Origin of the sequence: Geothrix paludis (assembly GCF_022808815.1) — a bacterium.
GTDB classification, from domain to species: domain Bacteria; phylum Acidobacteriota; class Holophagae; order Holophagales; family Holophagaceae; genus Geothrix; species Geothrix paludis.
The window spans coordinates 159,447-186,103 of the sequence record NZ_JAKZLC010000003.1 but is presented as its reverse complement, the minus strand read 5'-3'; the positions used below and the strand labels follow the sequence as shown (position 1 = coordinate 186,103).

Genomic DNA, 26,657 nt, shown 5'->3' with positions numbered 1-26,657 from the left:
GAGGACGTCCCATGTCATGGCTTGAGAAGTACGCCGACCACACCTACGCGCTGCTGCGCATCGTGTCGGGCGTGCTGCTGGCATTCCACGGGCTCCAGAAGATCTTCGGGGTGGTGAGCGGCTTCCAGCCCCCGGTGGGCTCCCAGCTCTGGATCGGCGGCCTCATCGAGCTGGTGGGCGGCGCGGCGATCCTGGTGGGCTTCCGGACGCAGCTGGCGGCCTTCCTCTGCAGCGGCATGATGGCGGTGGCCTACATGCAGTTCCACTGGAAGTTCCAGTTCGGCGCCGCCTTCTGGCCCGCCGTGAACAAGGGCGAGCTGGCGGTGGTGTTCTGCTTCCTGTTCCTCTTCATCGCCGCCAAGGGTGGCGTGAAGTGGTGCCTGGACAAGACCGCATGAAGGCCGCCACCCTCAAGTCCCTCGCGGGTCTGGCCCTCATCGCCCTGGGCGCCGCGGCCTTAGCCTGGCCTGAATTCAGCTACACGAAGGACTCCCACGACGCCAAGCTGGGCCCCCTGGAGTTCACCCTGAAGGAAAAGGACACGGTCCGCATCCCCGCCTGGGCGGGGCTCGCCGCGATCGCCGCCGGGACGATCCTCGTGTGGCGGCGGAAGGCCTGATGCGGATCCTAGCCCTGGCCGGCAGCCTGCGGGCCGGCTCCCTCAACGCGCGGCTGCTGCGGGAGGCGGCGCGCCTGGCGCCGGAGGCCACGTTCGAGTTCTGGGAGCGCCTGGACGACCTGCCCCACTTCAGCCCGGAGCGCGACGTCGAGCCCGCGCCGGAGCCCGTGGCCCACCTGCGGGCCCGGATCCTGACGGCGGACGCCCTGCTCGTCTGCACGCCCGAGTACATCCACGCCATGCCCGCCGTGCTGAAGAACCTGCTGGAGTGGGTGGTCTCGTCGGGCGCCTGCGTGGGCAAGCCCGCGGCGGCCTGGAGCGCCTCGCCCTCGCCGGAGGGCGGCGCGAAGGCCCAGGCCTCCCTGGCCCACACGCTGGAGGTGATGTCGGCGCGGGTGGTGCCGGAGGCTTCGCTCTGCCTCACCCTGGCCGCCTCCAGACTGGACGCGGAGGGGCGCCTGGCGGATCCCACCCAGACCGCCCGCGTGGCGGCGGCGATCCAGGCCCTGATCGCCGCCGGGGCCGCCGTATGAATGGCATGAGCGTGGAAGGCCCTGCCATCCGCATCTTCGTGGACGCGGACGCCTGCCCGGTGAAGGAGGAGGTCTTCCGGGTGGCCACGCGGTGCAACCTGCGAGTCTTCCTGGTGTCCAACGCGCCTTTGCGGGTGCCCCGCGACCCCCTGTTCGAGGCCGTGGTGGTGGCCCGAGGGCAGTTCGACGGCGCCGACGACTGGATCGTGGCGAACATCACGGCCTCGGACATCGCCGTGACCGCCGACATCCCCCTGGCGGCCCGCTGCCTCGAAAAAGGCGCCCGGGCCCTGGACGCGAGGGGCCGCGTCTACACGCCCGATTCCATCGGCGACGCCCTGGCCAGTCGCGAGCTGATGAGCCACCTGCGCGCCATGGGCGAATTGGGCACGGGCCCGGCTCCGTTCAGTGCGAAGGACCGCTCCACCTTCCTGCAGCGACTGGACGACCTCATCCAGGCGCTCCGGCGGACGAGGCGGTAGACTAAGGAAAGGGCTTCACAGGCTTCAACCTTTTTCGAGATCGGACGCGCCATGGCCAGAAAGCCCAACTACAACTTCGAGAAGCGGCAGAAGGACCTGGCCCGCCAGAAGAAGAAGGAAGAGAAGCTGCAGAAGAAGGCGCTGAAGAAGGACGCCCAGGGCAACGACATTCCGGAAGTCGAAGGTCAGGACGAGACCCCCGAGGGCGGTCAAGGCCCCGACCAGGATCCCGAGTAACCGACGCCGCGATCGCACCGTGGTAGAAGGAAGGGCCTTCCAGGAGTCGCCATGAGCCGGATCCTGTGCACCGCCCTTCTCCTGATCCAGGCCCTCCAGGCCGCACCCCCAACCCCAGCTTCGGCCCGAACCCCGGCCCAAGCTCCAGCCCCGGCCCGCCTCGCCGCCCTGGAGGCCCGCACGGGCGGGCGTCTGGGCGTGGTGGCGCTGGACACGGGCACGGGCCGCCGCATCGCCCACCGCGGCGAGGAGCGGTTCCCCCTGTGCAGCACCTTCAAGGTCCTGCTGGCGGGGGCGGTGCTCGCCCGGGTGGAGCGGGGCCGGGAGCGCCTGGACCGGCCCATCACCTACACGAAGGCGGACCTGCTGGACTACGCGCCCGTCACGGCGGCCCGCGTGGCCGAGGGGCGCCTGACCGTGGCAGAGCTCTGCGCCGCCGCCGTGGAGGCCAGCGACAACACCGCCGCCAACCTGCTGCTCCAGGCCCTGGGCGGTCCCGCCGAGGTGACAGCCTTCGCACGCGGCCTGGGTGATCCCGTGACGCGGCTGGACCGCACCGAGCCCGCCCTCAACACCGCCATCCCCGGCGACCCCCGGGACACCACCAGCCCCGCGGCCATGGTGGACTCCCTGAAGGCCATGCTGCTGGGCGGAGCTCTCGAGCCGGCCTCCTGCCAGCGCCTGGAGGGCTGGATGCGGGGCTGCCTCACCGGCGGGGATCGCCTCCGGGCGGGCCTCCCAGTCATCTGGGCCATCGGCGACAAGACCGGCACCGGGGCGCGCGGCACCGTGAACGACGTGGCCATCTTGCGCCCGCCGGGCCGGGCGCCGATCCTGGTGGCCGCCTACTACACCGGCTCCCGGGCCCCCATGAAGGACCGCAACGCCGTGCTGGCGAAGGTGGGACGCATCGTGGCCGCCGCCTTCCCGAACTGACCAGGCCGAGGAGCCCCCATGGATCCGAACACGGAATCGACCCTCCACGCGCTGCTGACGGGACTTCCCGTGGCCTCCCTCGGCACACTGCAGGAAGGGGCCCCCTTCGTTTCCATGGTGCCCGTGGTCCCGGCGCCGGACGGCGCGGGCTTCCTCATCCACGTGAGCGGCCTGGCCCAGCACACCCGCGACCTGCGGGCGGATGCCCGCGCCAGCCTGTTGCTCGTGGTGCCCATGGAGGAAGGCCAGAATCCGCTGGCCCTGCCCCGGGTGACCCTACAGGGCGTGGCCGAGGAGATCCCCGGGGAATCCAGCCGCCATGACCAGGCGGCCGAAGCCTATCTGGCGCGGTTCCCGGAGGCGGAGATGACCCTGGGCCTGGGGGACTTCTCCTTCTTCCTCATCCGCCCGGCATCGGGGCGCCTGGTGCTGGGCTTCGGCCGGGCCCTCAGCCTGGACGCCGCTCAGATCCAGACCAGCCTCCGCGCGATTCCCTGACCGGCCCAACTCACGGCATGCCGAGGATCCGGCTCTCGACCGGTCGGGATTCTCTTGGGAAAGCCTGGCTTGGAATTTACAGAATTTGTTCAATGATTTGACTTATTGCTTTGGCATGAGGATGGCTCTACCTTGATGCCGCCGATCGCGGCCCACGAGGAGATGCCATGTCCTTCACCGATTCCAAGACCCACCAGAACCTCAAGGCCGCCTTCGCCGGCGAGAGCCAGGCGAACCGCCGCTACACCTGGATGGCCCAGGTGGCCGAGAAGGAAGGCCTGAAGGAAGTGGCAGACCTCTTCAAGCACAGCGCCGACGGCGAGACGGGCCACGCCCTGAGGCACCTGATGTTCCTGGCGGAGAAGGCCGGCGATCCCGCCACGGGCCTGCCCCTGGGCGACACGCTCACCAACCTGAAGTCCGCCGTGGCCGGCGAGACCTACGAGTACACGGACATGTATCCCGAGTTCGCCCGCCTGGCCAAGGAAGAGGGCTACCCCGAGATCGCCGCCTGGTTCGAGACCCTGGCCAAGGTCGAGCGCTTCCACGCCGGCCGCTTCCAGGAGGCCCTGACCAAGCTGCAGGCCGGCGCCAAGCCCGCCTTCGCCCAGCCCGCCGCCGACATCGCCCAGCATGTCTGAGTTCCTGGTGGCCCCTTCCTTCGACCCCGCCACCGAGCGCGCACGCTTCCAGGCCCGGCAGGCCTTCCTGGCCCGCCAGGCCGCCCTGCGGCTCGACCTCGCCGAGGGGGTCAGCTTCCAGCCCGAAACGGCGGAAAGCGTGGAGGACCAGGTGGTCGAGACCCTCTGGGCCGAAGGCATGACCCTGGACTCCGCCCCGGCGGAGGACCTGGCCGAGGCCCGCGCCTCCTTCGCGGTGCTGGCGCCCCGGCGCGAGCCGGGGGGCATGAGCCTGGCCGCCACGCTCATGCTGGGCTTCCCCGACGGCGTGCGGGACCGCCACCTGGCGGCCCTGCACACGTTCCCGGACCAGCTGGCGCTGGAGCTGGCGGATGGATCCCTCGTCGCGCCCTCCGTGGATCGCGGCGCCGCCGGCCCGGAGGATCGGCTGCCCTCCGTGCTGGCCCTGCGCTACCTCATTCCGGACGGCCGCCCCATCGCCGCCCTCGTCTCCACCCACGCCGGGCTTCCCGGCCGCTGGCCCGCGCCGGCCGCCTGGACGTCCTGGCCTTCCTGAGGAGAAGCCATGAACCGTTCCGTCATCGATCACCTGAACGCCGAGCTGGCCACTGCCTTCGTGCTGGCCCTCAATGCCAAGCGCTACCACTGGACTGTCACCGGCCCCCACTTCCGCGACTACCACCTGCGCTTCGAGGACCTCTACACCGCCGCCGACGGCACCGTGGACGAGCTGGCGGAGCGGATCCGCATGATGGGCGGCGTGCCGATCCACGCCCCGGCCCAGATCGAGGCCCAGACCAAGGCCGCCATCTCCAACCCCTCCGCCCGCCTGGATCCCGAGGCCATGCTGAAGGAGGCCCTGGCCAACGAGGAGGTCACCGTGTCGCTCATGCACGAGGGCATCGAGCTCGCCAACGACGCCGGCGATCCCGGCACCGCCGACCTGCTCACCCGCTTCGTGCAGGTCCATCAGAAAGAGGCCTGGTTCCTGAGGGAGATGCTGGGTTGATCTAAACGAGGGGGGACCGCCCGGACGCTTCGCGTCCTCCCCGGTTATCGCACGCTCCGCTGGAGCGTGTTCCCGCTCGCATGTGCTCGCGGATCCGGGGCCCCTGTCCCCCCTCGTGCACCCCCATGCGGGGTCCGGGCCAAGCCCGGCCACCGCGTCCGATACCGGACCCGCACCTGAACATTGTGCCTGTTTCATCCAATTTCCGACTTTTTAAGTAAACTACTCATCCGCGCGTCGCGCAGCCAAGGAGACACCCATGGCCTACACCGCCAAGAACTACGACCACCTGAAGGGCGGCGCCCTGAAGGGGCTCAGCGATTCCCAGCTGGACCAGCACTTCGGCCTCTACAAGGGCTACGTCACCAAGCTGAACGAGATCGAGGAGCGCTTGGCGACCGCCGACAACACCAAGCCCAACTACTCCTACAACGAGTACAGCGAGCTGAAGCGCCGCGAGGCCGTGGCCTTCAACGGCTCCTTCCTGCACGAGCTCTACTTCGAGAACCTGGGCGCCGACAGCGACATCAGCGCCGGCCTCAAGGCCGCCCTGGACGCCGTGGGCGGCAAGGACAAGGTGCTGGCCGACCTCAAGGCCTGCGCCCTGGGCGGTCCCGGCTGGGCCCTGCTCACCCGCAACCGCCGCGACGGCAAGCTGCACACCTACTTCGTGGCCGAGCACCACCTGGGCCTGCCCATCGAGCAGGACCTGCTCGTGGTGCTGGACAGCTGGGAGCACGCGTTCATGGTCGACTACGGCACCGCCCGCGCGAAGTACCTCGAGGCCTTCGTCGAGAACATCAAGTGGAGCGAAGTCTCCAAGCGCTTCGGCAAGTAAGAGGGCGCGGGTGAACCTCGTCGCCCCCCGGATCGCAGGCCCCGCATGGGGCCTGCTCCCGTTCAGCTTTCGCTTCGCTCGGCTTCACGGACGGGGCCCCGCTGGCACCGCCCGCGCGAAGTACCTCGAGGCCGGGACTACCCCCCGATCGGACACGCCCCCGGCGTGTCCTCCCACTCGCCTTCGGCTCGTGGAGGGGGCCCCGTTGTCGAGAACATCAAGTGGAGCGAGGTCTCCAAGCGCTTCGGCAAGTAAGGCGCAGGCGATTCATCGCCTGCGTACGGGCCCCCGCAAGGGGGCCCGCATCGTTTTGGGCCTACCCTGGAAGCACCCGCAGGAGGCGATGTGGCGTCGAAGACGACTTCCTCTGGACTGGAAAATCCGCTGGGCCCCGGCCTCTTCCGGTTCCTGAAGGACCTGAAGGCGAACAACGAGCGCGCCTGGTTCCTGGAGAACAAGGCGCGGTACGAGGCCGAGGCCCGGGAGCCCATGCTGCGGCTCATCGCCGCCTTCAGCGGCCCGCTGGCGTCCCTCAGCCGCCACTTCATCGCCGATCCGCGGCCTTCGGGCGGCTCCATGTTCCGGATCTACCGCGACACGCGGTTCGCCAAGGACAAGACGCCCTACAAGACGCACGTCGCGGCCCACTTCCCCCATCGGGCCATGCTGGCCGGGGGCGTCCACGGGCCCGGCTTCTACCTCCACCTGGAGCCCGGTGGCAGCTTCGCGGGCGGCGGCCTCTGGCACCCGGATCCCGATTCACTGCTCAAGGTCCGCCAGGCCATCGCCGCCAAGCCCGCAGCCTGGAAGGCCCTCCGGAAGTCGGGTCTGGAGATTGAGGGCGATGCGCTGAAGCGGGTCCCTCAGGGCTTCGATCCCGCCCACCCCTGCGCGGAGGACCTCAAGCTCAAGGACTTCTACACCTCCACCGGCTTCACCAACGCCCAGGTGCTGGCTCCCGATTTCGTCGACCAGGTGGCCGCTGCCTGCCGGCAGGCCTCTCCGCTCGTCGCCTTCCTGTGCAAGGCGCTGGACCTGCCCTGGTAGACCGGATCGAGATCGATCTCGCGACCCGACATCCAATCCCCCAGGACCGGCGTATTCCTCTTATGTCCCCCCGAGAGGAGGACAGCGCCGGGCCCGGCCCGGGAGGGGGGTGCATGGGATCGCAGATGGATCGGCTCACGTTCCTGAAGGTCATGGGCATCGGCGGGGCCGTGTTCGCCACGGGCCTGCCAGGTTTCGCGGAGGCCCTGGGTCCGACGGGCGCAGCCAAAGCCTCGGACTTCTACTGGGTGCAGCTGTCGGACACCCACTGGGGCTTCGAGGGGCCCAAGGTCAATCCCGATGCGACCGGCACCCTGGGCAAGGCCATCGATACGGTGAATGCGCTCGATCCCCAGCCGGACTTCGTCATCTTCACGGGCGACCTCACCCACGACACCGACGATCCGCAACTCCGCCGCAAGCGCATGGCGGAATTCAAGCAGCAGGCCGGCCGGCTGCGGGTCCGGCAGATCCGCTACCTGCCGGGGGAGCATGACGCTCAGGAGGACCGCGGCGAAGCCTACCGGGAGGCCTTCGGAATCTCGCACTACGCCTTCACGCACCGGGGCGTGAACTTCATCGCCCTGGACAACGTCTCCCAGGTGGGCTCCGTCCTCGGCGCCGAGCAGCTGAAGTGGCTGGCGGGCGAGCTGAGCCACACGCCCAAGGACGAGCCCCTGGTGATCTTCGCGCACCGGCCCCTCTTCGACCTCTATCCCGACTGGGACTGGGCCACCCTGGACGGGCAGAAGGCCCTGGACCTGCTGAAGGACCATCGCTTCGTGACGGTGTTCTACGGCCACATCCACCAGGAGCACCACCACCGCACGGGCCACATCCAGCACCACGCGGCCACCTCGCTCATCTTCCCCCTGCCCGCGCCCGGCTCCGCCCCCAAGCGGGCGCCCCTGCCCTGGGACCCTGCCCATCCCTACCGGGACCTCGGCTTCCGGCAGATCCACACCCAGCCCCAGCTCAAAGGCAGCGATGGACTCCTGGTGCTGGCCGAGAAGCCCCTAGCCGACTCGCTGAAGGGCGCTGGGGCGCCAGCATGACGACGAAGCCCCCCGATGGTCCAGCCTTCGATCAGGTCCACCCGCGACGGGCCTTCTGCGCCACCCTCGGCCTCCTGCTGGCGAGCGCGGGCCTCCCGGGCGGGGCGCAGCCTCCCGCCCCGCCGAAGCTGCCCCCCGATCCCCACCCGCTGAAGCTCACCGAGGCCACGCGGCCGGACCTGACGCCCGGCAAGGTGCTGGACTACCGGCGACTCGGAGCCTTCTTCCTCATGGCGGACGAGCGTGGGATCTACGCCCTGTCCGGCATCTGCACGCACCTCGGCTGCATCGTCCATACGGAAGGCGCCGCCGGCTTCGCCTGCCCCTGCCACGGCAGCGAGTACGACGCCCACGGCGAGGTCACCCAGGGCCCGGCCAAGCGCCACCTGCGGCACCTGGACGTGAAGGAGACCGACCCGCAGGGGCTGCTGCTGGTGGACACCGCCAGCACCGTGCCCCCGGAGACCCGGCTTTGACCCGGATTCCGGACCCACCGGGGCTGGCCCAGGAACGCTTGAGGGAAGAGGATGGAGCCACGATGACCGCCCTTGTCCCCCCTTCCCCTGCCAGCCCCCTCGGCGAGGAGGACGCGCGCCTTCTTCAGCAGGTGCGGGAAGGCCGGGAGGAGGCACTCCAGCAGCTGCACCGGCGCTACGCGCCCCTGGTGTTCCACCTGGCCTGCCGCTCCCTGGACCGCCCCGCGGCTGAGGAGGTCGTGCAGGACACCTTCCTCGCCGTGTGGCGGAAGGCCGGCGAGTTCGACCCGGCGCGGGGCTCCTTCCGCTCGTGGCTGCTTGGCATCAGCCGCCACCGGATGCTGGACGAGCTGCGCTCCCGCGCCCGGCGGCCCCAGTCCGCCGGCGATCCTCTGCTCGAGCAGGCCGCCCTGTCGGCGGAGGAGCCCCTGCCGGACGAAACGCTCTGGCGGGAGTACCAGCGGGACGCCGTGTCGGAAGCGCTGGCCGCCCTGCCGGAATCCCAGCGCACCGCGCTGCGACTGGCCTTCTTCGCCGACCTCACCCACGAAGAGGTGGCCCGGACGCTCCAGGTGCCCCTGGGCACCGCGAAGACACGGATCCGTAGCGGCCTGAAGTCACTGGAGCGGCACCTGGGCGGCCTGGTGGCCGTCCTGGCCGTGGCCCTGACCGGCACGGGAGCCTGGATCTACCGCCGCCATGCGGAAGGGGACCGCCAGCATGGAAGGGCCCTCCACCTGCTGGCGGACAGCCAGACGAAGGTTCTGCGCCTGGCGCCGCCCGGAACGACCGCCGGGGAGGCCGGCCTCCACGCCGCCTTCCGCAGCGCCCCCGGTGCCGGGATCGCGGTGCTCACCCTGTCCCGCTTCCCTGCGCCGCCGGCCGGGACGCGCCCCATGCTGTGGCTCCGGACCGCCGCGGGCTGGCAGCACCTGGACCTCCGGGGCCCCGATGCCGAGGGCAAGGCCCTCCAGATCCTTGAAGCCCCCGGCCTGGCCGAGGCCTGGCCCCTGGAGCTCCGCATCACCTGGGAATCCCGACCCGGAGCCCAGCCCGGCGCGGCTCTGGTGGTGGCGTGGCCGGAACCGGCGGCGGCCGGTCAGCCCCTGCCGCCCTGAGCCGACCGCGACGCCCGCAGCACGGCCCGGAAGACGTCCTCCACACCCTGCGCGTCCAGATGGGCCTCCTGGGCCCAGGCGCGGCGGGCCTGGAGCTGCGAGGCTTCCCGGTCAGGGTCGTGCACGGGGAGGCCCAGCTCGGCCTTGGCGCGGCCGGCGCGGAGCACCAGCTCGGTGCGGCGGGCCAGCAGAGCCACCAGTTCCTGGTCCAGGGCGTCGATGTGGTCGCGGGTCTCCTGGAGGATGGGGGAGCGCTCCCCCAGGCTGGGGATGGCCAACTGCTGCTCGTCCGCACCTTCCGCCACGGCTTCCGCCAGGGTCTGGTGGATGGCGGAGAGGGCCTCCAGCAGTCCTTCGCGGGCTCCCTTGGCGAAGGGGTTCTGGTTCTGCAGCGCGGCGAAGAGGTGGCCGGCATCCTCGCGCACGGATTCCAGGGTGCGGGCGATGGCGTGGAAGGAGGGCGGCGTGAAGGGCAGCTCGGCCCCGGCGCCCACGGCCAGCAGGCCCTTGGCGATGAAGAAGGTGAGGGCGTGGGTGGTGGCCATCACGCGGTCGTGGTCCTCGGGGCTCTGGCGCAGCACTTCGCAGCCCAAGCTCTCGAACAGGGCCTGCACCCGATCGGCGGCAGCGGGGTGGTGGATCGAGGGGCAGAGCACCACGCGCAGGGGCCGCTCCGCCCGGGCCAGGCTCACGGGCCCGAAGAGAGGATGCGTCCCCGCGTGGGGGATGGCCGCGCCCAGCTGGGCGTCCATCAGGGCGCAGGGGCCCGACTTCACGCTGCCCACATCGAAGACCAGCTGGTCTGGCCGCAGGTGGGGCCGCAGGCTCGCCAGGGCCGCGACCTGGGCGGCCACGGGCACCGCCAGCACCAGGGCCTCCGCCTCCACCAGGTCCCGGAGGCCGGCGGCCCGGCGCTCGGCGGGGACCTCCACGGCGGGATCCCAGGCCCGATAGCCATGGCCGGCCTCGCGGAGCAGCTCGCCCAGCGCGCGCCCGAAGCGGCCATAGCCCAGGATGCCGATGCGCATGAAATCCCCTCGCGGTGTGGGGAAATCCTACCGCAGCAGGTCCTTGATGGCCGCCACCGTGGGCACGTGGCCCTGGCTCTTCACCACGCCATCCACCACCAGCCCCGGCGTGGACATCACGCCCCGGGCCACGATGTCCGGATACTCCGTGACCTTCACCAGCGTGAAGTCCAGGCCCAACCCCTTCGCGGCTTCCTCCGTCCGCTCCGCCAGCAGCTTGCACTTGGCGCAGCCGCTGCCCAGCACTTCGATCTTCATGGCCTCTCCTACATCACGAGGTTGAACAGGAACCCGACGAGCACGATGCCCGCCGCCACGGTGCCGAGGAAGACCGCCAGGAGCCGGGGCTTGAGCACCTTGCGGAGGATGACGGTCTCGGGAAGGGACAGCCCCGTCACCGCCATCATGAAGGCGAGGGCTGTACCCAGCGCCGCGCCCTTGGCCAGCAGCACCTGGACGATGGGGATGATGCCGGCCGCGTTGGAATACAGGGGCACGCCGATGAGGACCGCCAGGGGCACGCTCCACCAGGCGGACTTGCCCATGACGCGGGCCATCAGCTCGGCGGGCACGTAGCCGTGCAGGAAGGCGCCGACGGCGATGCCAGCGAGAATATAGGGCCAGACCTTGCCGACAATGTCCTTCGTGGCCTGGAGCGCCAGGTCCAGGCGCTGCGCGAAGCCCAGAGAAGCGTCCGACGCCTTGGAGGCCTCGAAGGGGATCTCCATCACCCAGGGCTCCAGGTGCCGCTCCATGCGGAGCTTTCCGAGGATCCAGCCGGAGACGAAGGCCACCGCCAGGCCCGTCGCGGTGTAGAGGAGGGCGATGCGCCAGCCGAAGAGGCCCCACAGCAGGAACAGCGCCACCTCGTTCACCATGGGGGCCGACACCAGGAAGCTGAAGGTGGCGCCCAGGGGTACACCCACCCGCACGAAGCCGATGAAAAGCGGCACCGCCGAGCAGGAGCAGAAGGGCGTGGCGATGCCCAGCAGGGAGGCCAGCAGGTTGCTCCAGGCGCCCGTGCGCTTGGCCAGCAGGTCGCGGGTGCGCTCCGCGCTGAGGAAGGTCTGCACGAAGCTCACGCCCAGCACCACGGCCGCCAGGAGCATGAGCACCTTGGGCGCGTCGTAGGCGAAGAAGGCCACGGCCTCACCCAGGCGGCTGCCTGGCGCCAGGCCGAAGACCCGGAAGGCCAGCCAGTCGGCGGCGGGATGGAGCAGGAGGTAGAGGCCGATCCAGAGCGGGAGGGCGGCCAGCAACCACCCTCCCGACCTCCAGAATCCGGGCCCTGCGGCAGGGACCGGCGCGGCGCAGGCACAGCTTTTCGAAGTGTCGGTCATGGCATCCTCACCCGCAGCAGCCGGGCGCGCAGCAGGCGCGATCCACCGCTGTGGCCGCCTTGGTGGCTTCCACCTGGACGCTCAGCACCGAGCCGGCCAGCTGTTCCAGCTCCTCCGGGCTCATGCCCGGATAGCGCTGCTTCGCCAGCTCCATCAGCTCCGGCGAGAGTTCCGCCAGGCCGAAGCGCCGCTCGGAAGCCACGGTCACGCCCTGGAAGCCCGCGGCGCGGATGGCGGCCAGGTAGTCGTCCTTCAACATCGCGCCGGAGATGCAGGCCGCGTAGACGTCCAGATCCTGAAGCAGCGCCTCGGGCAGGGGCCGGGCCAGCACGAGGTCGGACACCTGGAGGCGCCCGCCGGGCTTGAGCACACGGAAGGCCTCGCGGAAGACCTTGGCCTTGTCCGGGGCGAGGTTCACCACGCAGTTGGAGAGGATCACGTCCACGCTGGCGTCGTCCACGGGCAGGGCCTCGATGTCGCCCCGGCGGAACTCGACGTTCCCGTAGCCGTGCTTCCGGGCCAGGGACGTGGCGCGTTCGATCATCTCGGGTGTCATGTCCACGCCGATGACGCGGCCTTCGGGTCCCACGCGCTGGGCGGCGAGGAAGGCGTCGAAGCCCGCGCCCGAGCCCAGATCCAGCACGGTCTCGCCGGGCTTCAGGCCTGCCAGGGCCACGGGGTTGCCGCAGCCCAGGCCCAGGTTGGCGCCTTCGGGCACGGCGGCGAGGTCTTTCGGGTCGTAGCCCACGTCCAGGCTGGCGTCACCCGGCGCGCAGCAGGAAGCGGAAGGCCCGCAGCAGCTTTGATTTTTCGTCACGAAGCCGGCATAGCGGTCGCGGACAGCGGATTTGAGGGTCTCGGGTTTCATGGTGGCGCCTTTCGGATAGAGATCACCTGGGACACCGGAGGCATCCACATCCCAGGACGGTGGAAGGTCAGTCCCTGCGGCAGCAGGGCGAAGGTTGGGGGTCGTCCGCCGCGCCGCCGGCGCAGCAGTCCTGCCAGAGGTATTCAGTCAGGGCCCGCAGGGTGCCGTAGTCGGCGCGATAGCGGAGTGTGGTGCCTTCCCGGGCCACCAGCACCAGGCCGGCGTCGGCGAGGGTGGCCAGGTGATGGCTGAGGGTGGAGGCCGGGATGTCCAGGCGCGTCTGCAGCTCCCCGGCGGGTGTCCCAGCCTCGGGGCCCTGCACCAGGCGGCGCAGAATGGACAGACGGAGGGGATGCCCGAGGGCCTTCAGCCGCTCCGCCGCCTGTTCCACACGCCCGGTCATGGTCTCCTCCTGACTTAATTCTAGATTTATCGAAATAGGGCGCAAGGCCTAATTTCGATTTTTTTCGAAATTCATGAAACCCAACCCTGCTCGCGCCCCAAGGCTTCCAGCCGTCGGGCGATCTCGTCCCGGGCGGCGCGGAAGCGGGCACGCAGGTCCTCGGGCGTGAGCGAAGGATCGTCGCTGGCGGGATCGGGGATGGGCCAGTGCAGGCGCTCGGCCTTGCCCAGGAAGGCGGGACACACCTCCTCAGCGCAGAGGGTGATGACCAGGTCCACGGAAGCCGGGTCGATGTCCGACACGGGCTTCGAGGTGTGGGCCGAGGCGTCGATGCCCCGCTCCGCCAGGACCTCGATGGCGTATGGGTTCACGCGGCTGGGCCAGCTGCCGGCGCTCTGGACACGGAAGCCCGGGAACAGCTGGCGCGCCAGGCCTTCGCCCAGCTGGGACCGGGCGCTGTTGGCCACGCAGAGGAAGAGGATCGAGGTCATGCGGTCTCCGTCACAGGAGCAGTTCCCAGAAGCCCACATCCACCCAGGCGCCAAACTTCCAGCCGGCCTCGGTCATGTGGCCCACCTTCTTGAAGCCGAGCTTCTCGTGGAGCCGCACGCTGGGCTCGTTGGGCAGGCTCAGGCAGCCCAGGGCGGAATGGAAGCCCCGCTTCCGGAGCTCGTCCAGCAGCGTCTGGTAGAGCGCGGCGCCCCGACCCTTCCCGTGGTGGCCGCGGTCCAGGTAGATGGTGGTCTCCGCGGCGAAGCGGTAGGCGTGCCGGGTCCGCCAGGTGGAGGCGTAGGCGTAGCCGAGCACGCGGCCGTCCTCCTCCCACACAAGCCAGGGGTAGGTGGCCGTCACCTTGGCGATGCGGGCGCCCATCTCCTCGGCGGTCACGGGCTGCTCCTCGAAGGTGATGATGGTGTCCCGGATGTAGGGGTTGTAGATCTCGGCCAGGGCCGGGGCATCCGTGGGCAGGACGGGGCGGATCATCGGTGGCCTTTCCGGGGGCGCAGCACGCAGGGGCACTGGCCGTGGAGGAGCGCGGCGGCGTCGGTCGTCACGGGCCAGCCCTCCTGGTCCCAGAGGAGCATGCCGCCGTTGAGACAGGCCACCTCGGTGAAGCCGTGGTCCAGCAGCAGGTGCGCGGCCTCCTTGGTGTAGACGCCGGCGCTGTCGGCCAGCAGCAGGGGCCGGTCCGTGGGCAGCTCGGACAGCAGGCCGGCCAGCTCCTCATGGGGGATGCGGATGGTCTCGGCCACCTGGAAGGCCTTCATCTCCGCCAGCTCGTCGAGGCGAAGGTCCACCAGGATCGCGCCTTCGTTCAGCGCGGCCAGCGCGTCCTTCGGCGCCAGGAAGCGCAGCCCCGCGATCACCATGCCCCTGCCCTCGAAGATGTCCATGGTTCACCTCCCGTGAGAATCCGCCGCGGATCCGGTGGCTGCGACTTCCTCCGCGCCGGCGGCGTACCACTTCCGCCGCAGCCAGAGGGCCACGTTGACCAGGCCGATGAGCACGGGAACCTCCACAAGCGGCCCGATGACGGCCGCGAAAGCCGCCCCGTGGGCGATGCCGAAGGTGCCGACGGCCACGGCGATGGCCAGCTCGAAGTCGTTGGAGGCGGCCGTGAAGGAGAGCGTGGCCGTGTGGCCGTAGGGGGCGCCAAGCCGGTGGCTGATCCAGAACGAGACGAAGAACATGATGAGGAAGTAGAGCAGCAGGGGCAGGGCCACCCGCGCGACATCGAAGGGGACCCGGACGATGCTGTCGCCCTTCAGGCTGAACATCACCACGATGGTGAACAGCAGCGATACCAGGGTGATGGGGCTGATGGCCGGCACGAAGCGGTGGTCGTACCACTCGTGGCCCTTCATCCGGACCAGGACCAGGCGGGTGATGAGCCCCGCCGCGAACGGGATGCCCAGGTAGATGAGGACCGTCTTGGCGATCTCGCCCATGGTGATATGGATGGCCACCCCGTGCAGGCCCAGCCAGCCCGGGGCCACCGTGAGGAAGAACCACGCGTAGACGGAGTAGAGCAGCATCTGGAAGACGGCGTTGAAGGCCACGAGCCCCGCGCAGTACTCGCGGTTCCCGCAGGCCAGGTCGTTCCAGACGATGACCATGGCAATGCACCGCGCGAGCCCCACGAGGATGAGGCCCGCCATGTATTCGGGCTTGTCGCGGAGGAAGAGCACCGCCAGGAGGAACATGACCACCGGCCCCGCCACCCAGTTCTGGATCAGGGAGAAGGTCAGGACCTTCCGGTTCAGGAACACCTTCCCCATCTCCTCGAAGTGCACCTTCGCCAGCACGGGGTACATCATCAGGATGAGTCCCGCGGCGATGGGCAGGCTGGTGGTCCCCACGTTGAGGCTGTTCACCGCCCGGTTGAAGCCCGGGACGGCGTAGCCCAGCAGGATGCCCAGCCCCATGGCGAGGAAGATCCACAGGGTGAGGAAGCGGTCCAGGAAGGCGAGGCGCTTGGGCGCGGTCATGGGCGCTGTCATGGGTGGACTCCAGGGGAAAGAACGGGGTCTGCCGGAACGCAGGCGAGGGGCTCGAGCACGATGGAGGAGGTGTGGCGGAGGAGCTCGTTCAGGAAGCGGGCCTCCTGGGCCCGGCGCGCTTTCAGGACGGGATCCGTGACCGCCAGGGGCGTGAGGCTCTGGTTCACCACCCAGGCGAAGGGACGGATCCCGGCGCGGGCGAGGTCCCCTTCCAGCTGCATGGCCTCGTGGATGGGCGTGGCCTCGGGAAGGGTGACGAGCAGGATGCGCGTGAAGGCCGCATCGCGAAGGCGCGGCAGGAGCTGTCTCACGGCTTCCGGCGCATCGCTGGACTGGCGCAGCACCTCCCGGTGGTAGGCCTCCGCCGCGTCCAGCAGGAGCAGGGTGTGTCCTGTGGGGGCGGTGTCGATGATGACGAAGCCCTCCCGGCCCTGGGCCACGGTCTCCGCGAAGGCCCGGAAGACGGCGATCTCCTCCGTGCAGGGCGAGCGCAGATCCTCCTCCAGGAGCGCGCGCCCCGGGGCGTCCAGGTCCGGCGCCGCCGCGGCCAGGACCTCCGCCCGGTACCGTTCCGTCACCCGCTCGGGATCGATGCGGGTCACGCGCAGCGTGGGCGGCCGCACGGGGGCGGCCGCCTCCACATGGGCCGCCGGGTCCGTGGTGGTGAGCGTGACCGGGAAGCCTGCGCCGGCCAGCCGCAGGGCCAGGCGGGCCGCCAGGGTGGTCTTCCCCACGCCGCCCTTGCCCATGGTCATCACCACGCCCTTGCCCTGAGCCACCAGGCGATCCGCCAGGGCTTCCAGCGTGTCGAACCGGGACGGGTCGACCGCCTCGCCGGCCGCTTCGATACGCGGCGAACCTTTCTCGCCGCCCATGCTCCGCAGGGCCCCCAGGCCGACGAGGCCGTAGGGCAGCAGGGGGACGGTCGTGCGGGGCAGCTCCCGGAGCCCCTCGGGGAGGTGATCCAGGGCCTGGGCTTCCCGGGCCTGCAACTCCGCGGCGATGAGATCCGAAGAACCCATCGCCCGGAAGAGGCCGTTGAGGATCAGGTGGACCTGCCGGAGGCCCAGGTGGGCCAGCTCGATCCGGGTGCGCTCCGCTTCCCGCAGGGATGCGTCATCGGGCCGGGCCACCAGCACGAGGGTGGTGCGGCCGGTGTCCCGGAGCGCGGCCTGGGCGGCCTCGTAGAGCCCCCGCTGGGCCGAGAGCCCCGACAGCGGCCCGAGGCACGAGTTCCCGCCGACGTTGGTCTCGATGAAGGTGGACCAGGCCGCGGGAAGCTCCAGCAGCCGCAGGGTGTGGCCCGTGGGCGCCGTGTCGAAGAGGATGTGGTCGAAGTCCGCCGTCCGGGCCGGATCGCCCAGCAGCCGGGAGAACACATCGAAGGCCGCGATCTCCGTGGTGCAGGCCCCCGAGAGCTGCTCCTCCATGCTGGCGACGACCGCCTCGGGGAGCAGGCCCCGGACGGGTGCGATGATGCCCTCCCGGTAGGCACGGGCCGTCTCCTCCGGATCGATGTTCAGGGCCCGGAGGCCCGGCACCCCGGAAACGGACTGAGGCTCGCCAGACAGCTCCGTGCCCAACACCTCATCCAGGTTGGAGGCCGGATCCGTGCTGACGAGCAGGACCCGCTTCCCCGCGTCCGCCAGCGCGATGGCCGTGCTGCAGGCCGCGGAGGTCTTGCCGACGCCCCCCTTTCCCGTGAAGAACAGGAGTTGCGTGGGATGGGGGACGAGGAGAGCCATAAGATGCGCTTCAACCGCAGGAACCGGGGGTCTGGCCGGCGCCGTCTTCCAGCGAGGAAGCCCCGAGCCCGGGCCCGAGGTCCGAGGCCTCGATCCGGCTGCGAGATGGCTGGGCCAGGTAGCGCTCCGCCAGGCTCAGCACGGACTTGGCGGGGACCTGCTTGACGCTCTGGGCTGTCTGGACGGCCCGGAGCATGTCCTCCCGCGAGACGCCGAGGCGCCGGGCCTTGTCGTAGTGGAACTTGAAGCAGCTCTCGCAGTTCGCGGCCACGGCGGCGCCGATGGCGACGAGCTCCTGGACCGCCTCCGTGAAGCGGGAGGGTTCCGGAGCGCCCAGCCCCAGCCATGCGGCGAGCTCCTCCCGCGAGGGGTAGCGTCCGCGGCTCTGGACCTGGCCCTCCACCTTGATCAGCGGCAGGGCCTTCTCGCCTTCGCCCTGGAGGGCCGCCTTGACCTCGGGATCCTGGGCGAACGCGAGGGGCTGCTGCGCGAGGTTGTACCGCTCCACGGCCACGCCCTGTGTCTTCACCCAGTCCAGGTCCGCGGAGAAGCGCACGAGCCTGGGGTCCACGGAAGGGCCGCAGACGCCGGTGGAACAGCACATGGGAGGATCGAACACCTGGACGCGGATCATGGGACCTCTCCTGGTGTGGGCTCTGGCGCGGATGTCACCCATTTCGATTCCGGACTCCGGCCCGCCCCGTCGCGGGCCGGGAAGGCCGCGCTCTGGGGGGACAGGCGATCCGGAGACATGGGCGCTCCTAGCCGCAGTCGCAGTCGTCGCCGCAGTCGCCCTTCTGGCCGCCGGCCTCTTCGCAGGCGCAGGCGCCGCCGCAGCAGCCGCCGGCGCTCTCGCCCACCAGCGTCGTCTGGGCCAGGGCCATGATCCGCGAGTGGGGATCGCCCTTCACGCGCAGGGCCATGTTCACGGCCTCGATCATGTCGTCCTTGGAGACGCCCAACTCTTCCAGGCGGCTCTGGTGGGCGCGGAAGGCGCGCTCGGCGTTGGAGCCGATGGCGGCGCCCAGGGCGATGAGGTTGAGGGTGGTCTCGCTGAGGCCGGAGTCGGTCGAGGTCTCAGTCTGGGCCTGGGTGGTCATGCGTGCTCCTGGAGGGTGCGGGAAGGGGGACAGGCGACGGGGTCGCAGGGATCGCAGCGGAGGGCGCGGGCCTGGGCCCGGTCCCGGGAAAGCTCGGCCTCGGCGCCGGCCATGAGGGGCCAGAGGGCCTCCAGCAGGGGCCGGGTGGCGGCCTCGTCGGCCAGGGCCACGTGGACCCAGCGGCCCACCTTCCACTCGCGCACCAGCCCCGTGCGGCGCAGGCCGGTCAGGTGCTCGGAGACGGTGGAGGGCGCCAGGCCCAGCACCTCGGCCACCTCGCAGACGCACAGCTCGCCCCCGTGCAGGAGTGCGAGGATGCGCAGGCGCACGGGGTGGGCCAGGACTTTGAGGGTGTCCACGAGGGGACGGAGGGGTTCAAAGGTCATTTCGCTATTTCCCGAAACATCGTCAGCATACGCTCAAACCCGAGTCTTGTCATACCTCGTTTTTTGATGTTTTCTAGAGGCCTCATCCCTCCTGGAGGTCCCATGACGCGGTTCCCCTCCGCCCTGCCCTGGCTGGCCCTGGCCGCCCTCCTCCGGGCCCAGGCCCCCTTTCCGACTGCGCCGGCCCCCTCCCCGGTGCCGGTCCTGAAGGAGTATCCCGCCACGCCGGCCGGCCGCCTGCTCCGGGAGATCCATGACCATGCGGAGGTGGTGGCGCGGGTGGAGCAGCTCTGCGACACCATCGGCCCCCGCCTCACGGGCTCGGAGCAGCTTCGCCGGGCCCAGGCCTGGGCCATGGGCGAGCTGACGCGGTTCGGCGCGGCGAACGTCCACGAGGAGGCCTACGACTTCGGCCTGGCCTGGACCCGGGGCACAGACAGCGCCCGCCTGCTCACGCACAATGGCATCCGGTTTCGGGTGGACCAGCAGGCCTGGACGCCGGCCACCGGGGGCCCGGTCCGTGGCGAGCTGATCCTGGTAGATGCCCGAAACCTCGAGGAGCTCCAGCCCTTCAAGGGCCAGCTCAAGGGGAAGATCCTCCTGCGCACCAACCCCGATGACAAGCGCCCTCCGCTGGCGCGCCGGGGGGCGGACTTCGCCACCTACCAGGCCGAGCAGGCCGCCATGAACCAACTCCTCAAGGACGAAGGTGCCCTGGCCGCCCTGACCATGTCCGCCCGGAAGAACGGCCTGGGCTTCGCCGCCGGCGGCGCGGGCCACGACCCGAAGAAGGCGGGCCTTCCCGCGGCCTACGTCCCCCAGGAACCCTACAAGATGCTGCTGCGCCTCCTGGCCCGGAAGGAGCCCGTGAAACTGGAGCTGAGCCTCGGCGGTGCCTTCTCCAAGGCCCCCGTGCAGGCCTTCAACGTGGTGGGCGAGCTCAAGGGGACCGAAAAGCCCGACGAGGTGGTCATCCTCGGCGCCCACCTGGACAGCTGGGACCTGGGCACCGGCGCCACGGACAACGCCACGGGCAGCGCCATCGTCTTGGAGGCCCTGCGCGCCTTCCAGGCCACGGGCCTGAAGCCGAAGCGCACAATCCGCTTCGTGCTCTTCAGTGGCGAGGAGCAGGGCCTGCTGGGCTCCCGCGCCTACGTGGAGGCCCACCGGGCCGAGCTGGACGCCATCCAGGCGGTGCTGATCCACGACATGGGCACGGGCATGGTGAAGGGCTTCACCCTGCAGGGCCGGGAGGACTGCCGTGGCCGCATGGCCCAGGCCATCGCGCCCCTCAACGACCTGGGCGTGAAGGACCTTTCACTGCGCGTCATGGGCAGCACGGACCACGCCCCCTTCGACCGAGCCGGCGTGCCCGCCTTCGCCGCCATCCAGGATCCGGCGGACTACTTCCTGGGCACCCACCACAGCCAGATGGACTTCCCGGACCACCTGATCCCGGACCAGCTCGTGCAGGGCGCCCAGGCCATGGCCATCACCGCCTGGGAGCTGGCAGAGATGCCGGTCCGCCTGCCCCACGGGATGAACCTCCGGCCGCCCGTGGCGGCGGTGAACCCCCAGGGACCTCGCTGAGGCTCAGGCCCCCGGGCCCGGTTCCCGTCCCAGCAGCGCCTCGGCCTGATCCAGGGCCGAGGCCGGGCCGCTGAGGGCCAGCAGGTCGCCCGCCTGCAGGCGCGCGTCGGGCCGGGGCTCCAGCAGGTGGCCCTCCCGCAGCAGGGCCACCAGGGCCGCACCCGAACCGCCCGGCAGGTCCAGATCCCCGAGGCTGCGACCCAGCGAGGGGCAGCGGGGCCCGATGCGGAGGGTGCGCCAGCCCCCAGCCGGAGCCGCCGGCGCCGCATCTGGATCGCCCCAGGGATCCCGGGCCTCCGCGCCCATCCAGTCAGCGCCGGCATCCAGGTCCCGCTGAAGGCTCCGGGCCCGCCGCCAGAGCAGCAGCGGGATCGCCAGGGCTGCGGCCGCGCCCAGCGCGCCCAGGGAGGCCAGGGGAATGAGGGCCGAGACCGCCGCCAGCACGGGTAGGCCCGTGAGCAGCAGCACGCCGAGGCGCAGGCCCGTGCGGAAGGCGCGGCGCATGTCGGGACGGCTGCCCAGGCCGCCGGGACCCGGCAGGTCCAGCAGGCGCTCGGCCAGGGTCCGGGTGCGGCGCACCATGCGGCTCACCAGGAAGCCCACCACGACCACCGCCGCCAGCAGGACCGCGCCCTGGGCCAGGGTGTGGCCCAGCGCGCCCCGCCCCTCGAGCCAGGTGGCCCCCAGCCGCATCACCCGCGGGGCGAGGACGCCCACCAGGCCGATGAGGACCGCATCCAGCAGCAGGCGCAGGAAGGTCCGCCGCGCCGCGGCCCCCGGGGCCTTGCGGAGCGCCGGAGCGCGCAGAGCGGCGGCCCAGGACTGGTAGAGGCCCAGGTAGGTCTTCAGGGCCACGGGCAGGTGCCGCTCCACGAACCGGGCCGCGGGCTCCCCTCCGCTGAGCAGCGCCGGCGTGGCCAGGGCCGTGGCGACGCCGATGGCCGCCAGCAGGGCGTAGCGAGAAGGGTCCACCACGCCCAGGCCGATGCCCGCGCTGAGGAGGATGAACCCGAACTCCCCCACCTGCCCCAGGGCGAGGCCCGCGCGCACGCCGAGGGCCAGGGGCAGGCCCGCGAGCGTGGCCCCCACGGTGACGGAAAGCGCGTTCACGACGATGACCAGGGCGGTGAAGAGCAGCACCAGCGGCCAGTCGCGCGCCACCACCGCCGGCTCCATCAGCATGCCCACAGCTACGAAGAACATGGCCGCGAAGAGGTCCCGCAATGGGTGGACCAGGTGCTCCACCTTGCGGCCCCGGCCCGATTCGCAGACCAGCATGCCCGCCACGAAGGCGCCCATGGCCACGGAGAAACCCGCCCAGGCCGCCAGCTGGGCCAGGCCGAAGCAGAGTGCCGCCGCCGCCACCAGCAGCACCTCGTCCCGCGCATGGTCCGCCACCCAGCGCACGGCGCGGGGCACCACCAGGCGGCCCAGACCGATGAGCACGGCCAGGAAGGCGGCCAGCTTGAGCAGCGTGCCCGCGATGGCCCTGCCGCTGGGTCCGCCCAGGGAGGCCGCCGCCGTGAGCGCCGCCAGGAGCAGCACGGCGTGGAGATCTTCCACCAGCAGGACGCCCAGGATCGTCTCCTTCAGCGGGCCCCGGATGCCGCGCTCGTCGAAGAGCTTGGCCAGGATCATGGTGGAGGCGATGGCGAGGCTGGCGCCGAAGAAGGCGCTCTCCAGGGGCGGCCACCCCAGCAGCCGCGCCGCGAGGAAGCCCACCACCAGCTGGGTCCCCACCTGCAGCGTGCCCGTGAGCAGGGCCTGGGGCCCGGCCTGCAGCAGCTTCGACAGGCTGAACTCCAGGCCGATGGTGAACATCAGCAGGATGACGCCCAGCTCGCCCATGAGCCGCACGTTGTCCAGGTCCGCCACCAGCGGCACGGGCACATGGGGCCCGACGATCATGCCAGCCAGGAGGTAGCCCAGGACCGCCGGCTGCTTCAGCTTCTGGAAGAGCACCGAGGTCAGCGCGGCGACGCCCAGCACCATGGCCAGGTCCAGCAGGAGGCGCGCGTGCCCCTCCACGCCTCAGCCCCGGGCCAATCGTGTGAGCGTCTCCAGGGCGTCCGGCGGCCCCATCACCAGCAGCTCGTCGCCCTTCTGGAAGCGCTCCTCGCCGGAGGGATTGAACCGCAGGCCGGAGCCGGGATGCACGAGGCCCACCAGCAGCGATCCGGTGGCGTGGCGCAACCGGGCCTCCCGCAGGGTCTGGCCCACCAGGGGCGAGCCGGTGGCGATGGCGATGCGCTCCAGCCCCAGCTCCAGCTGCTCCTGCTGAAGCACGATGTCGAAGAAGTTCATCATCTCGGGCTTGAGCAGAAGGCCGGCCATGCGCCGACCCCCAATCTCGTAGGGGCTCACGATGTGGTCCGCGCCGGCCGCCTTCAGCTGGCGCTCGGTGCCCAACTTGGCGCTGCGGGCCACGACGGGAATGTCGGGGCGCATCTGCTTGACGGTGAGGGTCACCAGCACGTTGTCGGCGTCGGTGGTGAGGGCCGTGATGAGGCCGCGGGCCCGGCGGACGCCTGCGCGCTCCAGCACCATCTCCTCCATGGCGTTGCCGTAGAGGATCATCTCGCCGGCGAAGCGGGGGCTGCGGCCCTTGGTCTCGTCCTGCTCGATGATGACGAAGGGGATGCCCGCCTTCTTCAGCTCCCAGGCGGCCTGGAAGCCCATCTTCCCGAAGCCGCAGACGATGATGTGGTCCTTGAGGTCATCCAGACGCTTCTGCATGCGGCGCTCCATGATGTAGCCCTTGAGGTCCCCCTCCAGGAGCAGGGCGGTCAGGTTCGATACGGCGTAGGAAGCCACGCCCAGGCCGATGACCAGATAGAAGATCGTGAAGAGCTTGGTCCGGGCGTTCACGTCGCCCAGCTCCCGGAAGCCCACGGTGAACAGGGTGGTGACGGCCATGTAGAGGCTGTCGAGGGCGTTGAGATGCGCGAGCTGGTGGTAGCCGAGCCCCCCGCACACGATGACCGCCACCAGCAGGGCCAGGGTGTACTGCAGGCGCCTCAGGGGGACGGCTTGGCGCCCGTTCCGCTTCTCGGGGAATGGCGTCCCGGCCCTCACGTCACCCTCCGAGACCGGCCTTGATGGCGAAGTTGGCGGTGCTGTGCGCCACCAGGTCCGGGCCGCAGGTGAGCCGGCACGCGAGGATGCCGCTGCGCCCGGAGATCCGCACCACCTGGGCTTCTGCACGGACCTCGCCCCGGGCGGGCTCCAGGTAGCGGATGTGCAGGTCGGAGGTGGCGAAGGGCATGGCGCCGTCAAAGGCGGTGCTGAGGGCGAGGGCGCTCACCATGTCGGCGATGGTGGCCAGCACTCCGCCGTTCACCGTGCCGCGGCTGCCGTTGATGACGGCCTTGGTGGGCGCCAGCACCATGACTGCCTGGCCAGGGGTGACGGACTCGATGGTGAGCCCCCATCCGCTGATGAGCGGCCAGGGGTGGAAGCGGTCGCGCAGGCGCTCCAGGAGATCCGGCGCGAGGGTCTCGGGTATGTGCGGCTTGACCATGGTCCAGGATAGCTCCATTCACCGAGGTCACGGCAAAGGAGCCGGGGCTTCACGACCGCGTCACGCCGCCGTGGGGCAATGGTTCCGGAGGAATCCCCATGACCATTCGCGCGATCGCGCCCATCGCCCTGCTCGCCTTCGGCCTGGCCTGCCAGCCGCCCGGAGCGGTCCCCGCGCCCGCACTTCCCTCGGCTCCCGCGGCCCGGGAAGTGGCCCTGCCCGCCTACGCCGCGGAACGGCCGGTGTCGGGCGAGCTGAAGAGCGTGGGCTCGGATTCCATGGAACCGCTGATGGTGCTCTGGGGCGAGGACTTCAAGAAGGTCCACCCCCGCGTCGCCACGCAGTTCATCTGCAAGGGCTCCGCCACGGCCCCCAAGGCCCTCATTGAGGGCAGCGCCATCATGGGCCAGATGAGCCGCGAGATGACCGACGCGGAGCTGGCGGCCTTCCAGGCCAAGTACGGCTACGCGCCCACGCGCATCCCCGTCGCCGTGGACGCCCTGGTGGTCTACGTCAACGCCAACAACCCCATCAAGCAGCTCCGCATGGAGGAGATCGACGCCATCTTCTCCACCACCCGCAAGAGCGGCGCGAAGCGCGACATCCTGCGCTGGGGGGACCTGGGCCTCGGCAGTGACTGGAAGCAGCGCGACATCCAGGCCTACGGCCGGGACGAGAACTCCGGCACCCGCGCCTTCTTCCGGGAGCACGTCATGAAGAAGGGCGACTTCAAGCCCGGCGTGAAGGCCTTCATGGACCAGTTCGCCGTGGTGGAGGCGCCGGCGGTGGACGGCGGCGGCATCAGCTACGGTCCCCTGCAGTACGCCAACCGCATGGTGAAGGGCGTGCCCGTGGCCTCCTTCGGCAGCGACACCTTCGTGGAACCGGCCCTGGAGACCATCCAGAAGGCCACCTACCCCCTGACCCGCTTCCTCTACATCTACGTGAACAAGGCCCCGGGCCGCGCGCTGGATCCCACTGTGAAGGAGTTCCTCCACTTCGTCCTGTCCCGGGAGGGCCAGGCGGCGGTGGCCAGCTTCGGGGCCGTGTCCATCCCCGGCGACCTCGCGGCCATGGGCGTGGGCAAGCTCAACTGAGGCCGCCATGTCCCTTCTGAGGCCATTGATGATGCCCTTGCTGATGCCGGTGATGCTCGGTGCCCTGCTCGGGCCCGGGCCGGAACCCCTTCCCGCGCCGCCTCCCCACCGCACCGTCCTGCAACTGCCGGCCGCGCCCGCGACGCGAGGAGCTGTCGATCTGCGCCTCCAGGAGGACGGCTCGACCTACCCGGTGCCCGCGGGGCTCGAAGTGCCCCTGCGGATCGAAGGCGACCTCACGGCGCCTCCGACGGATCCCGGCCGCACCCTGATCCACTTCAGCCTGGAAGCGCCGGTCTATGACGCGCGCCGCCGCGCGCTGCTGCTGCCGGCCGGCACCCGCCTGGTGGGCCTGGTCCACCTGCTGCGCGGCGAGTACCGGTTCGTGGCCTTCCAGTCCCTGACCCTCCCGGACGGCCGCAGCCTGGGGGCTCCGGAGGAAGGGTTCCGCCTCGGCCCCGGAACTCGGCTCGACATCCTTGACGGCGGCCAGGCCACGCTCACCGTGGCCCGGCCCCTCCGCGTGGAGGCCTTTGGGAAACCTTAGAGCCTAGAGTTTCAGCACGCTCTTGAGGGTTTCGGCCATGTCCTGGAAGACCTTCGTCTGGACACTGTGGGGATGCTCCGCCACGAAGGGCTTGCCGCTGTCCCCGCCTTCGCGGATGGCCAGGTCGATGGGCACTTCGCCCAGGAAGGGCAGCTCCATGCGGATGGCCGCGGCCTTCACGCCGCCGTGGCCGAAGATCTGGGTCTCCTTCCCGCAGCCGGGGCAGATGAAGCTGCTCATGTTCTCGATGATGCCGAGCACGGGCACCTTCACCGTGCCGAACATGCCGATGGCCTTCTTCGCATCGAGGAAGGCCACGTCCTGGGGTGTGCTGACGATGACGGCACCATCCACCTGGGCGTTCTGGATGAGGGTGAGCTGCACGTCGCCGGTGCCGGGCGGCAGGTCGATGAGCAGCACGTCCAGGTCGCCCCAGGCCACGTCCTTCAGGAACTGCTGGAGGGCCTTGTTGAGCATGGCGCCGCGCCAGATGACCGGCCGATCCTCCTCGATGAGCAGGCCCATGGACATGACCTTGATGCCGAACTTCTCGAGGGGCAGGATCTGGCCGTCCGGCGTGCCCAGGGGCGAGTCCTTCAGGCCCAGCATCATGGGGATGGAGGGGCCGTAGATGTCCGAGTCCAGCAGGCCCACCTTGAGGCCCTCCTGGGCCAGGGCGATGGCGAGGTTGGCGGTGACTGTGCTCTTGCCCACGCCGCCCTTGCCGGAGCCCACCACCACGCAGCGCTTGATGCCGGGGATGAGGTTCTTGAACTCCACCTGGGCCGTCTTCTCCCAGCCGATCTCGATGTCCGCCGCCGTGACGCCCGGCTGGTTGAGGATGATCTCCTCCAGCGCCTGCTTGATGACCGCCACACGGTCCCGGTAGGCATCCATGAGCTGGAGCAGCACCGTCACCTTGCCCTCGGTGACATCGATGCCCTTCACCGCCTTCAGGTTCGTGAGGGTGGCGTTGGTGCCGGGGACGACATAGGCGTTCAAGGCTTCGAACAGGGCGGCGCGGCTGATCTTCGTCATGCGTG

General features: G+C 70.4%; 35 protein-coding genes. 18 read left to right on the top strand and 17 right to left on the bottom strand.

Translation table 11 applies throughout. The features are described 5' to 3' along the window. Nucleotides 1-11: 11 nt before the first annotated feature. The 15 genes from MLE64_RS09205 to MLE64_RS15780 all read left to right on the top strand — a co-directional run bounded on the left by MLE64_RS09205 (nt 12) and on the right by MLE64_RS15780 (nt 9,489). Nucleotides 12-398, top strand: a complete 387-nt coding sequence (locus MLE64_RS09205) for a DoxX family protein (protein ID WP_243317457.1) — start codon at nt 12-14, stop codon at nt 396-398. After that, nucleotides 395-619, top strand: a complete 225-nt coding sequence (locus tag MLE64_RS09200; RefSeq protein WP_243317456.1) for a hypothetical protein — start codon at nt 395-397, stop codon at nt 617-619. The genes MLE64_RS09205 and MLE64_RS09200 overlap by 4 nt, the downstream gene beginning before the upstream one ends. After that, nucleotides 619-1,152: an NADPH-dependent FMN reductase gene (locus tag MLE64_RS09195; protein ID WP_243317455.1), complete on the top strand. Its 534-nt coding sequence runs from the start codon at nt 619-621 to the stop codon at nt 1,150-1,152. Before MLE64_RS09200 ends, MLE64_RS09195 begins: the two co-directional genes overlap by 1 nt. A gap of 5 nt (nt 1,153-1,157) precedes the next feature. After that, nucleotides 1,158-1,634 (top strand): YaiI/YqxD family protein, encoded by a 477-nt coding sequence (locus MLE64_RS09190; RefSeq protein WP_243317454.1) that lies wholly within the window; start codon nt 1,158-1,160, stop codon nt 1,632-1,634. A gap of 51 nt (nt 1,635-1,685) precedes the next feature. Beyond that, nucleotides 1,686-1,871 (top strand): hypothetical protein, encoded by a 186-nt coding sequence (locus MLE64_RS09185; protein ID WP_243317453.1) that lies wholly within the window; start codon nt 1,686-1,688, stop codon nt 1,869-1,871. A gap of 51 nt (nt 1,872-1,922) precedes the next feature. Next, on the top strand, nt 1,923-2,807 hold the full coding sequence (gene bla, locus MLE64_RS09180; RefSeq protein WP_243317452.1) for a class A beta-lactamase: 885 nt from the start codon (nt 1,923-1,925) through the stop codon (nt 2,805-2,807). A gap of 18 nt (nt 2,808-2,825) precedes the next feature. Further along, nucleotides 2,826-3,305, top strand: coding sequence for a HugZ family pyridoxamine 5'-phosphate oxidase (locus tag MLE64_RS09175; protein WP_243317451.1), 480 nt, complete (start codon nt 2,826-2,828; stop codon nt 3,303-3,305). 167 nt (nt 3,306-3,472) lie between these two features. Further along, complete coding sequence (locus tag MLE64_RS09170) at nt 3,473-3,946, top strand: rubrerythrin family protein (RefSeq protein ID WP_243295610.1); 474 nt, start codon at nt 3,473-3,475, stop codon at nt 3,944-3,946. A gap of 7 nt (nt 3,947-3,953) precedes the next feature. After that, on the top strand, nt 3,954-4,502 hold the full coding sequence (locus tag MLE64_RS09165; protein WP_243317450.1) for a DUF3501 family protein: 549 nt from the start codon (nt 3,954-3,956) through the stop codon (nt 4,500-4,502). Between the two features lie 9 nt (nt 4,503-4,511). Continuing rightward, the gene (locus tag MLE64_RS09160; RefSeq protein ID WP_243317449.1) at nt 4,512-4,955 is read left to right on the top strand and encodes a Dps family protein; all 444 of its coding nucleotides are present in this window, start codon (nt 4,512-4,514) and stop codon (nt 4,953-4,955) included. Between the two features lie 259 nt (nt 4,956-5,214). Continuing rightward, nucleotides 5,215-5,793: a Fe-Mn family superoxide dismutase gene (locus tag MLE64_RS09155; RefSeq protein WP_243317448.1), complete on the top strand. Its 579-nt coding sequence runs from the start codon at nt 5,215-5,217 to the stop codon at nt 5,791-5,793. 345 nt (nt 5,794-6,138) lie between these two features. Then, on the top strand, nt 6,139-6,840 hold the full coding sequence (locus tag MLE64_RS09150) for a DUF2461 domain-containing protein (RefSeq protein ID WP_243317447.1): 702 nt from the start codon (nt 6,139-6,141) through the stop codon (nt 6,838-6,840). 125 nt (nt 6,841-6,965) lie between these two features. Next, on the top strand, nt 6,966-7,895 hold the full coding sequence (locus MLE64_RS09145; protein WP_243317446.1) for a metallophosphoesterase family protein: 930 nt from the start codon (nt 6,966-6,968) through the stop codon (nt 7,893-7,895). After that, entirely contained in the window at nt 7,892-8,371 is a 480-nt protein-coding gene (locus MLE64_RS09140) for a QcrA and Rieske domain-containing protein (RefSeq protein WP_243317445.1), read from the top strand. Before MLE64_RS09145 ends, MLE64_RS09140 begins: the two co-directional genes overlap by 4 nt. 62 nt (nt 8,372-8,433) lie before the next feature. Then, on the top strand, nt 8,434-9,489 hold the full coding sequence (locus MLE64_RS15780) for an RNA polymerase sigma factor (protein WP_279343020.1): 1,056 nt from the start codon (nt 8,434-8,436) through the stop codon (nt 9,487-9,489). Here the strand turns inward: MLE64_RS15780 and MLE64_RS09125 are convergent. From MLE64_RS09125 to MLE64_RS15775, 13 genes are all read right to left on the bottom strand, one after another. Next, nucleotides 9,471-10,517 (bottom strand): prephenate dehydrogenase/arogenate dehydrogenase family protein, encoded by a 1,047-nt coding sequence (locus MLE64_RS09125; protein WP_279343019.1) that lies wholly within the window; start codon nt 10,515-10,517, stop codon nt 9,471-9,473. The genes MLE64_RS15780 and MLE64_RS09125 overlap by 19 nt on opposite strands. A 27-nt stretch (nt 10,518-10,544) precedes the next feature. Next, nucleotides 10,545-10,775 (bottom strand): thioredoxin family protein, encoded by a 231-nt coding sequence (locus MLE64_RS09120; protein ID WP_243295602.1) that lies wholly within the window; start codon nt 10,773-10,775, stop codon nt 10,545-10,547. Nucleotides 10,776-10,783: 8 nt separating this feature from the next. Further along, nucleotides 10,784-11,776, bottom strand: a complete 993-nt coding sequence (locus MLE64_RS09115; protein ID WP_243317443.1) for a permease — start codon at nt 11,774-11,776, stop codon at nt 10,784-10,786. An 88-nt stretch (nt 11,777-11,864) separates the two neighbouring features. Beyond that, nucleotides 11,865-12,725 (bottom strand): arsenite methyltransferase, encoded by an 861-nt coding sequence (arsM, locus tag MLE64_RS09110; RefSeq protein WP_243317442.1) that lies wholly within the window; start codon nt 12,723-12,725, stop codon nt 11,865-11,867. 67 nt (nt 12,726-12,792) lie between these two features. Next, a complete protein-coding gene (locus tag MLE64_RS09105; protein ID WP_243317441.1) occupies nt 12,793-13,128 on the bottom strand; it encodes an ArsR/SmtB family transcription factor in 336 nt (111 codons plus the stop codon). A 71-nt stretch (nt 13,129-13,199) separates the two neighbouring features. Beyond that, complete coding sequence (locus MLE64_RS09100; protein WP_243317440.1) at nt 13,200-13,619, bottom strand: arsenate reductase ArsC; 420 nt, start codon at nt 13,617-13,619, stop codon at nt 13,200-13,202. Nucleotides 13,620-13,629: 10 nt separating this feature from the next. Then, complete coding sequence (locus tag MLE64_RS09095; protein WP_243317439.1) at nt 13,630-14,112, bottom strand: arsinothricin resistance N-acetyltransferase ArsN1 family B; 483 nt, start codon at nt 14,110-14,112, stop codon at nt 13,630-13,632. After that, entirely contained in the window at nt 14,109-14,522 is a 414-nt protein-coding gene (locus MLE64_RS09090) for a rhodanese-like domain-containing protein (protein WP_243317438.1), read from the bottom strand. The genes MLE64_RS09095 and MLE64_RS09090 overlap by 4 nt, the downstream gene beginning before the upstream one ends. Nucleotides 14,523-14,525: 3 nt before the next feature. After that, a complete protein-coding gene (gene arsB, locus MLE64_RS09085) occupies nt 14,526-15,629 on the bottom strand; it encodes an ACR3 family arsenite efflux transporter (protein ID WP_243317437.1) in 1,104 nt (367 codons plus the stop codon). Beyond that, nucleotides 15,626-17,374, bottom strand: coding sequence for an arsenical pump-driving ATPase (gene arsA, locus MLE64_RS09080; protein WP_243317436.1), 1,749 nt, complete (start codon nt 17,372-17,374; stop codon nt 15,626-15,628). Before arsA ends, arsB begins: the two co-directional genes overlap by 4 nt. A 10-nt stretch (nt 17,375-17,384) precedes the next feature. Beyond that, nucleotides 17,385-18,008, bottom strand: coding sequence for an arsenite efflux transporter metallochaperone ArsD (gene arsD / locus MLE64_RS09075; RefSeq protein WP_243317435.1), 624 nt, complete (start codon nt 18,006-18,008; stop codon nt 17,385-17,387). Between the two features lie 127 nt (nt 18,009-18,135). Further along, nucleotides 18,136-18,474, bottom strand: a complete 339-nt coding sequence (locus MLE64_RS09070; RefSeq protein ID WP_243317434.1) for a carboxymuconolactone decarboxylase family protein — start codon at nt 18,472-18,474, stop codon at nt 18,136-18,138. Further along, a complete protein-coding gene (locus MLE64_RS15775; protein WP_279343018.1) occupies nt 18,471-18,860 on the bottom strand; it encodes an ArsR/SmtB family transcription factor in 390 nt (129 codons plus the stop codon). Before MLE64_RS15775 ends, MLE64_RS09070 begins: the two co-directional genes overlap by 4 nt. 102 nt (nt 18,861-18,962) lie before the next feature. Here MLE64_RS15775 and MLE64_RS09055 point away from each other — a divergent pair, with 102 nt between their 5' ends. Beyond that, nucleotides 18,963-20,450: a M20/M25/M40 family metallo-hydrolase gene (locus MLE64_RS09055; RefSeq protein WP_243317433.1), complete on the top strand. Its 1,488-nt coding sequence runs from the start codon at nt 18,963-18,965 to the stop codon at nt 20,448-20,450. A 3-nt stretch (nt 20,451-20,453) separates the two neighbouring features. Here the strand turns inward: MLE64_RS09055 and MLE64_RS09050 are convergent, their stop codons facing one another. The 3 genes from MLE64_RS09050 to MLE64_RS09040 are packed head-to-tail and all read right to left on the bottom strand — an operon-like array spanning nt 20,454 to nt 23,970. Continuing rightward, entirely contained in the window at nt 20,454-22,478 is a 2,025-nt protein-coding gene (locus MLE64_RS09050; RefSeq protein WP_243317432.1) for a cation:proton antiporter, read from the bottom strand. Between the two features lie 3 nt (nt 22,479-22,481). After that, nucleotides 22,482-23,525 (bottom strand): potassium channel family protein, encoded by a 1,044-nt coding sequence (locus MLE64_RS09045; protein ID WP_243317431.1) that lies wholly within the window; start codon nt 23,523-23,525, stop codon nt 22,482-22,484. A 1-nt stretch (nt 23,526) separates the two neighbouring features. Then, nucleotides 23,527-23,970 carry a PaaI family thioesterase gene (locus MLE64_RS09040; protein ID WP_243295589.1) on the bottom strand — a complete coding sequence of 148 codons (444 nt, stop codon included), beginning with the start codon at nt 23,968-23,970 and terminating at the stop codon, nt 23,527-23,529. A gap of 98 nt (nt 23,971-24,068) precedes the next feature. Between MLE64_RS09040 and MLE64_RS09035 the strand changes: the two genes are divergently transcribed. Further along, on the top strand, nt 24,069-25,067 hold the full coding sequence (locus MLE64_RS09035) for a PstS family phosphate ABC transporter substrate-binding protein (RefSeq protein WP_243317430.1): 999 nt from the start codon (nt 24,069-24,071) through the stop codon (nt 25,065-25,067). A 7-nt stretch (nt 25,068-25,074) separates the two neighbouring features. Then, nucleotides 25,075-25,614, top strand: a complete 540-nt coding sequence (locus MLE64_RS09030) for a TraB/TrbI/VirB10 family type IV secretion system protein (protein ID WP_243317429.1) — start codon at nt 25,075-25,077, stop codon at nt 25,612-25,614. 3 nt (nt 25,615-25,617) lie between these two features. Here the strand turns inward: MLE64_RS09030 and MLE64_RS09025 are convergent, their stop codons facing one another. Further along, the gene (locus MLE64_RS09025; RefSeq protein WP_243317428.1) at nt 25,618-26,652 is read right to left on the bottom strand and encodes an Mrp/NBP35 family ATP-binding protein; all 1,035 of its coding nucleotides are present in this window, start codon (nt 26,650-26,652) and stop codon (nt 25,618-25,620) included. Nucleotides 26,653-26,657: the final 5 nt, after the last annotated feature.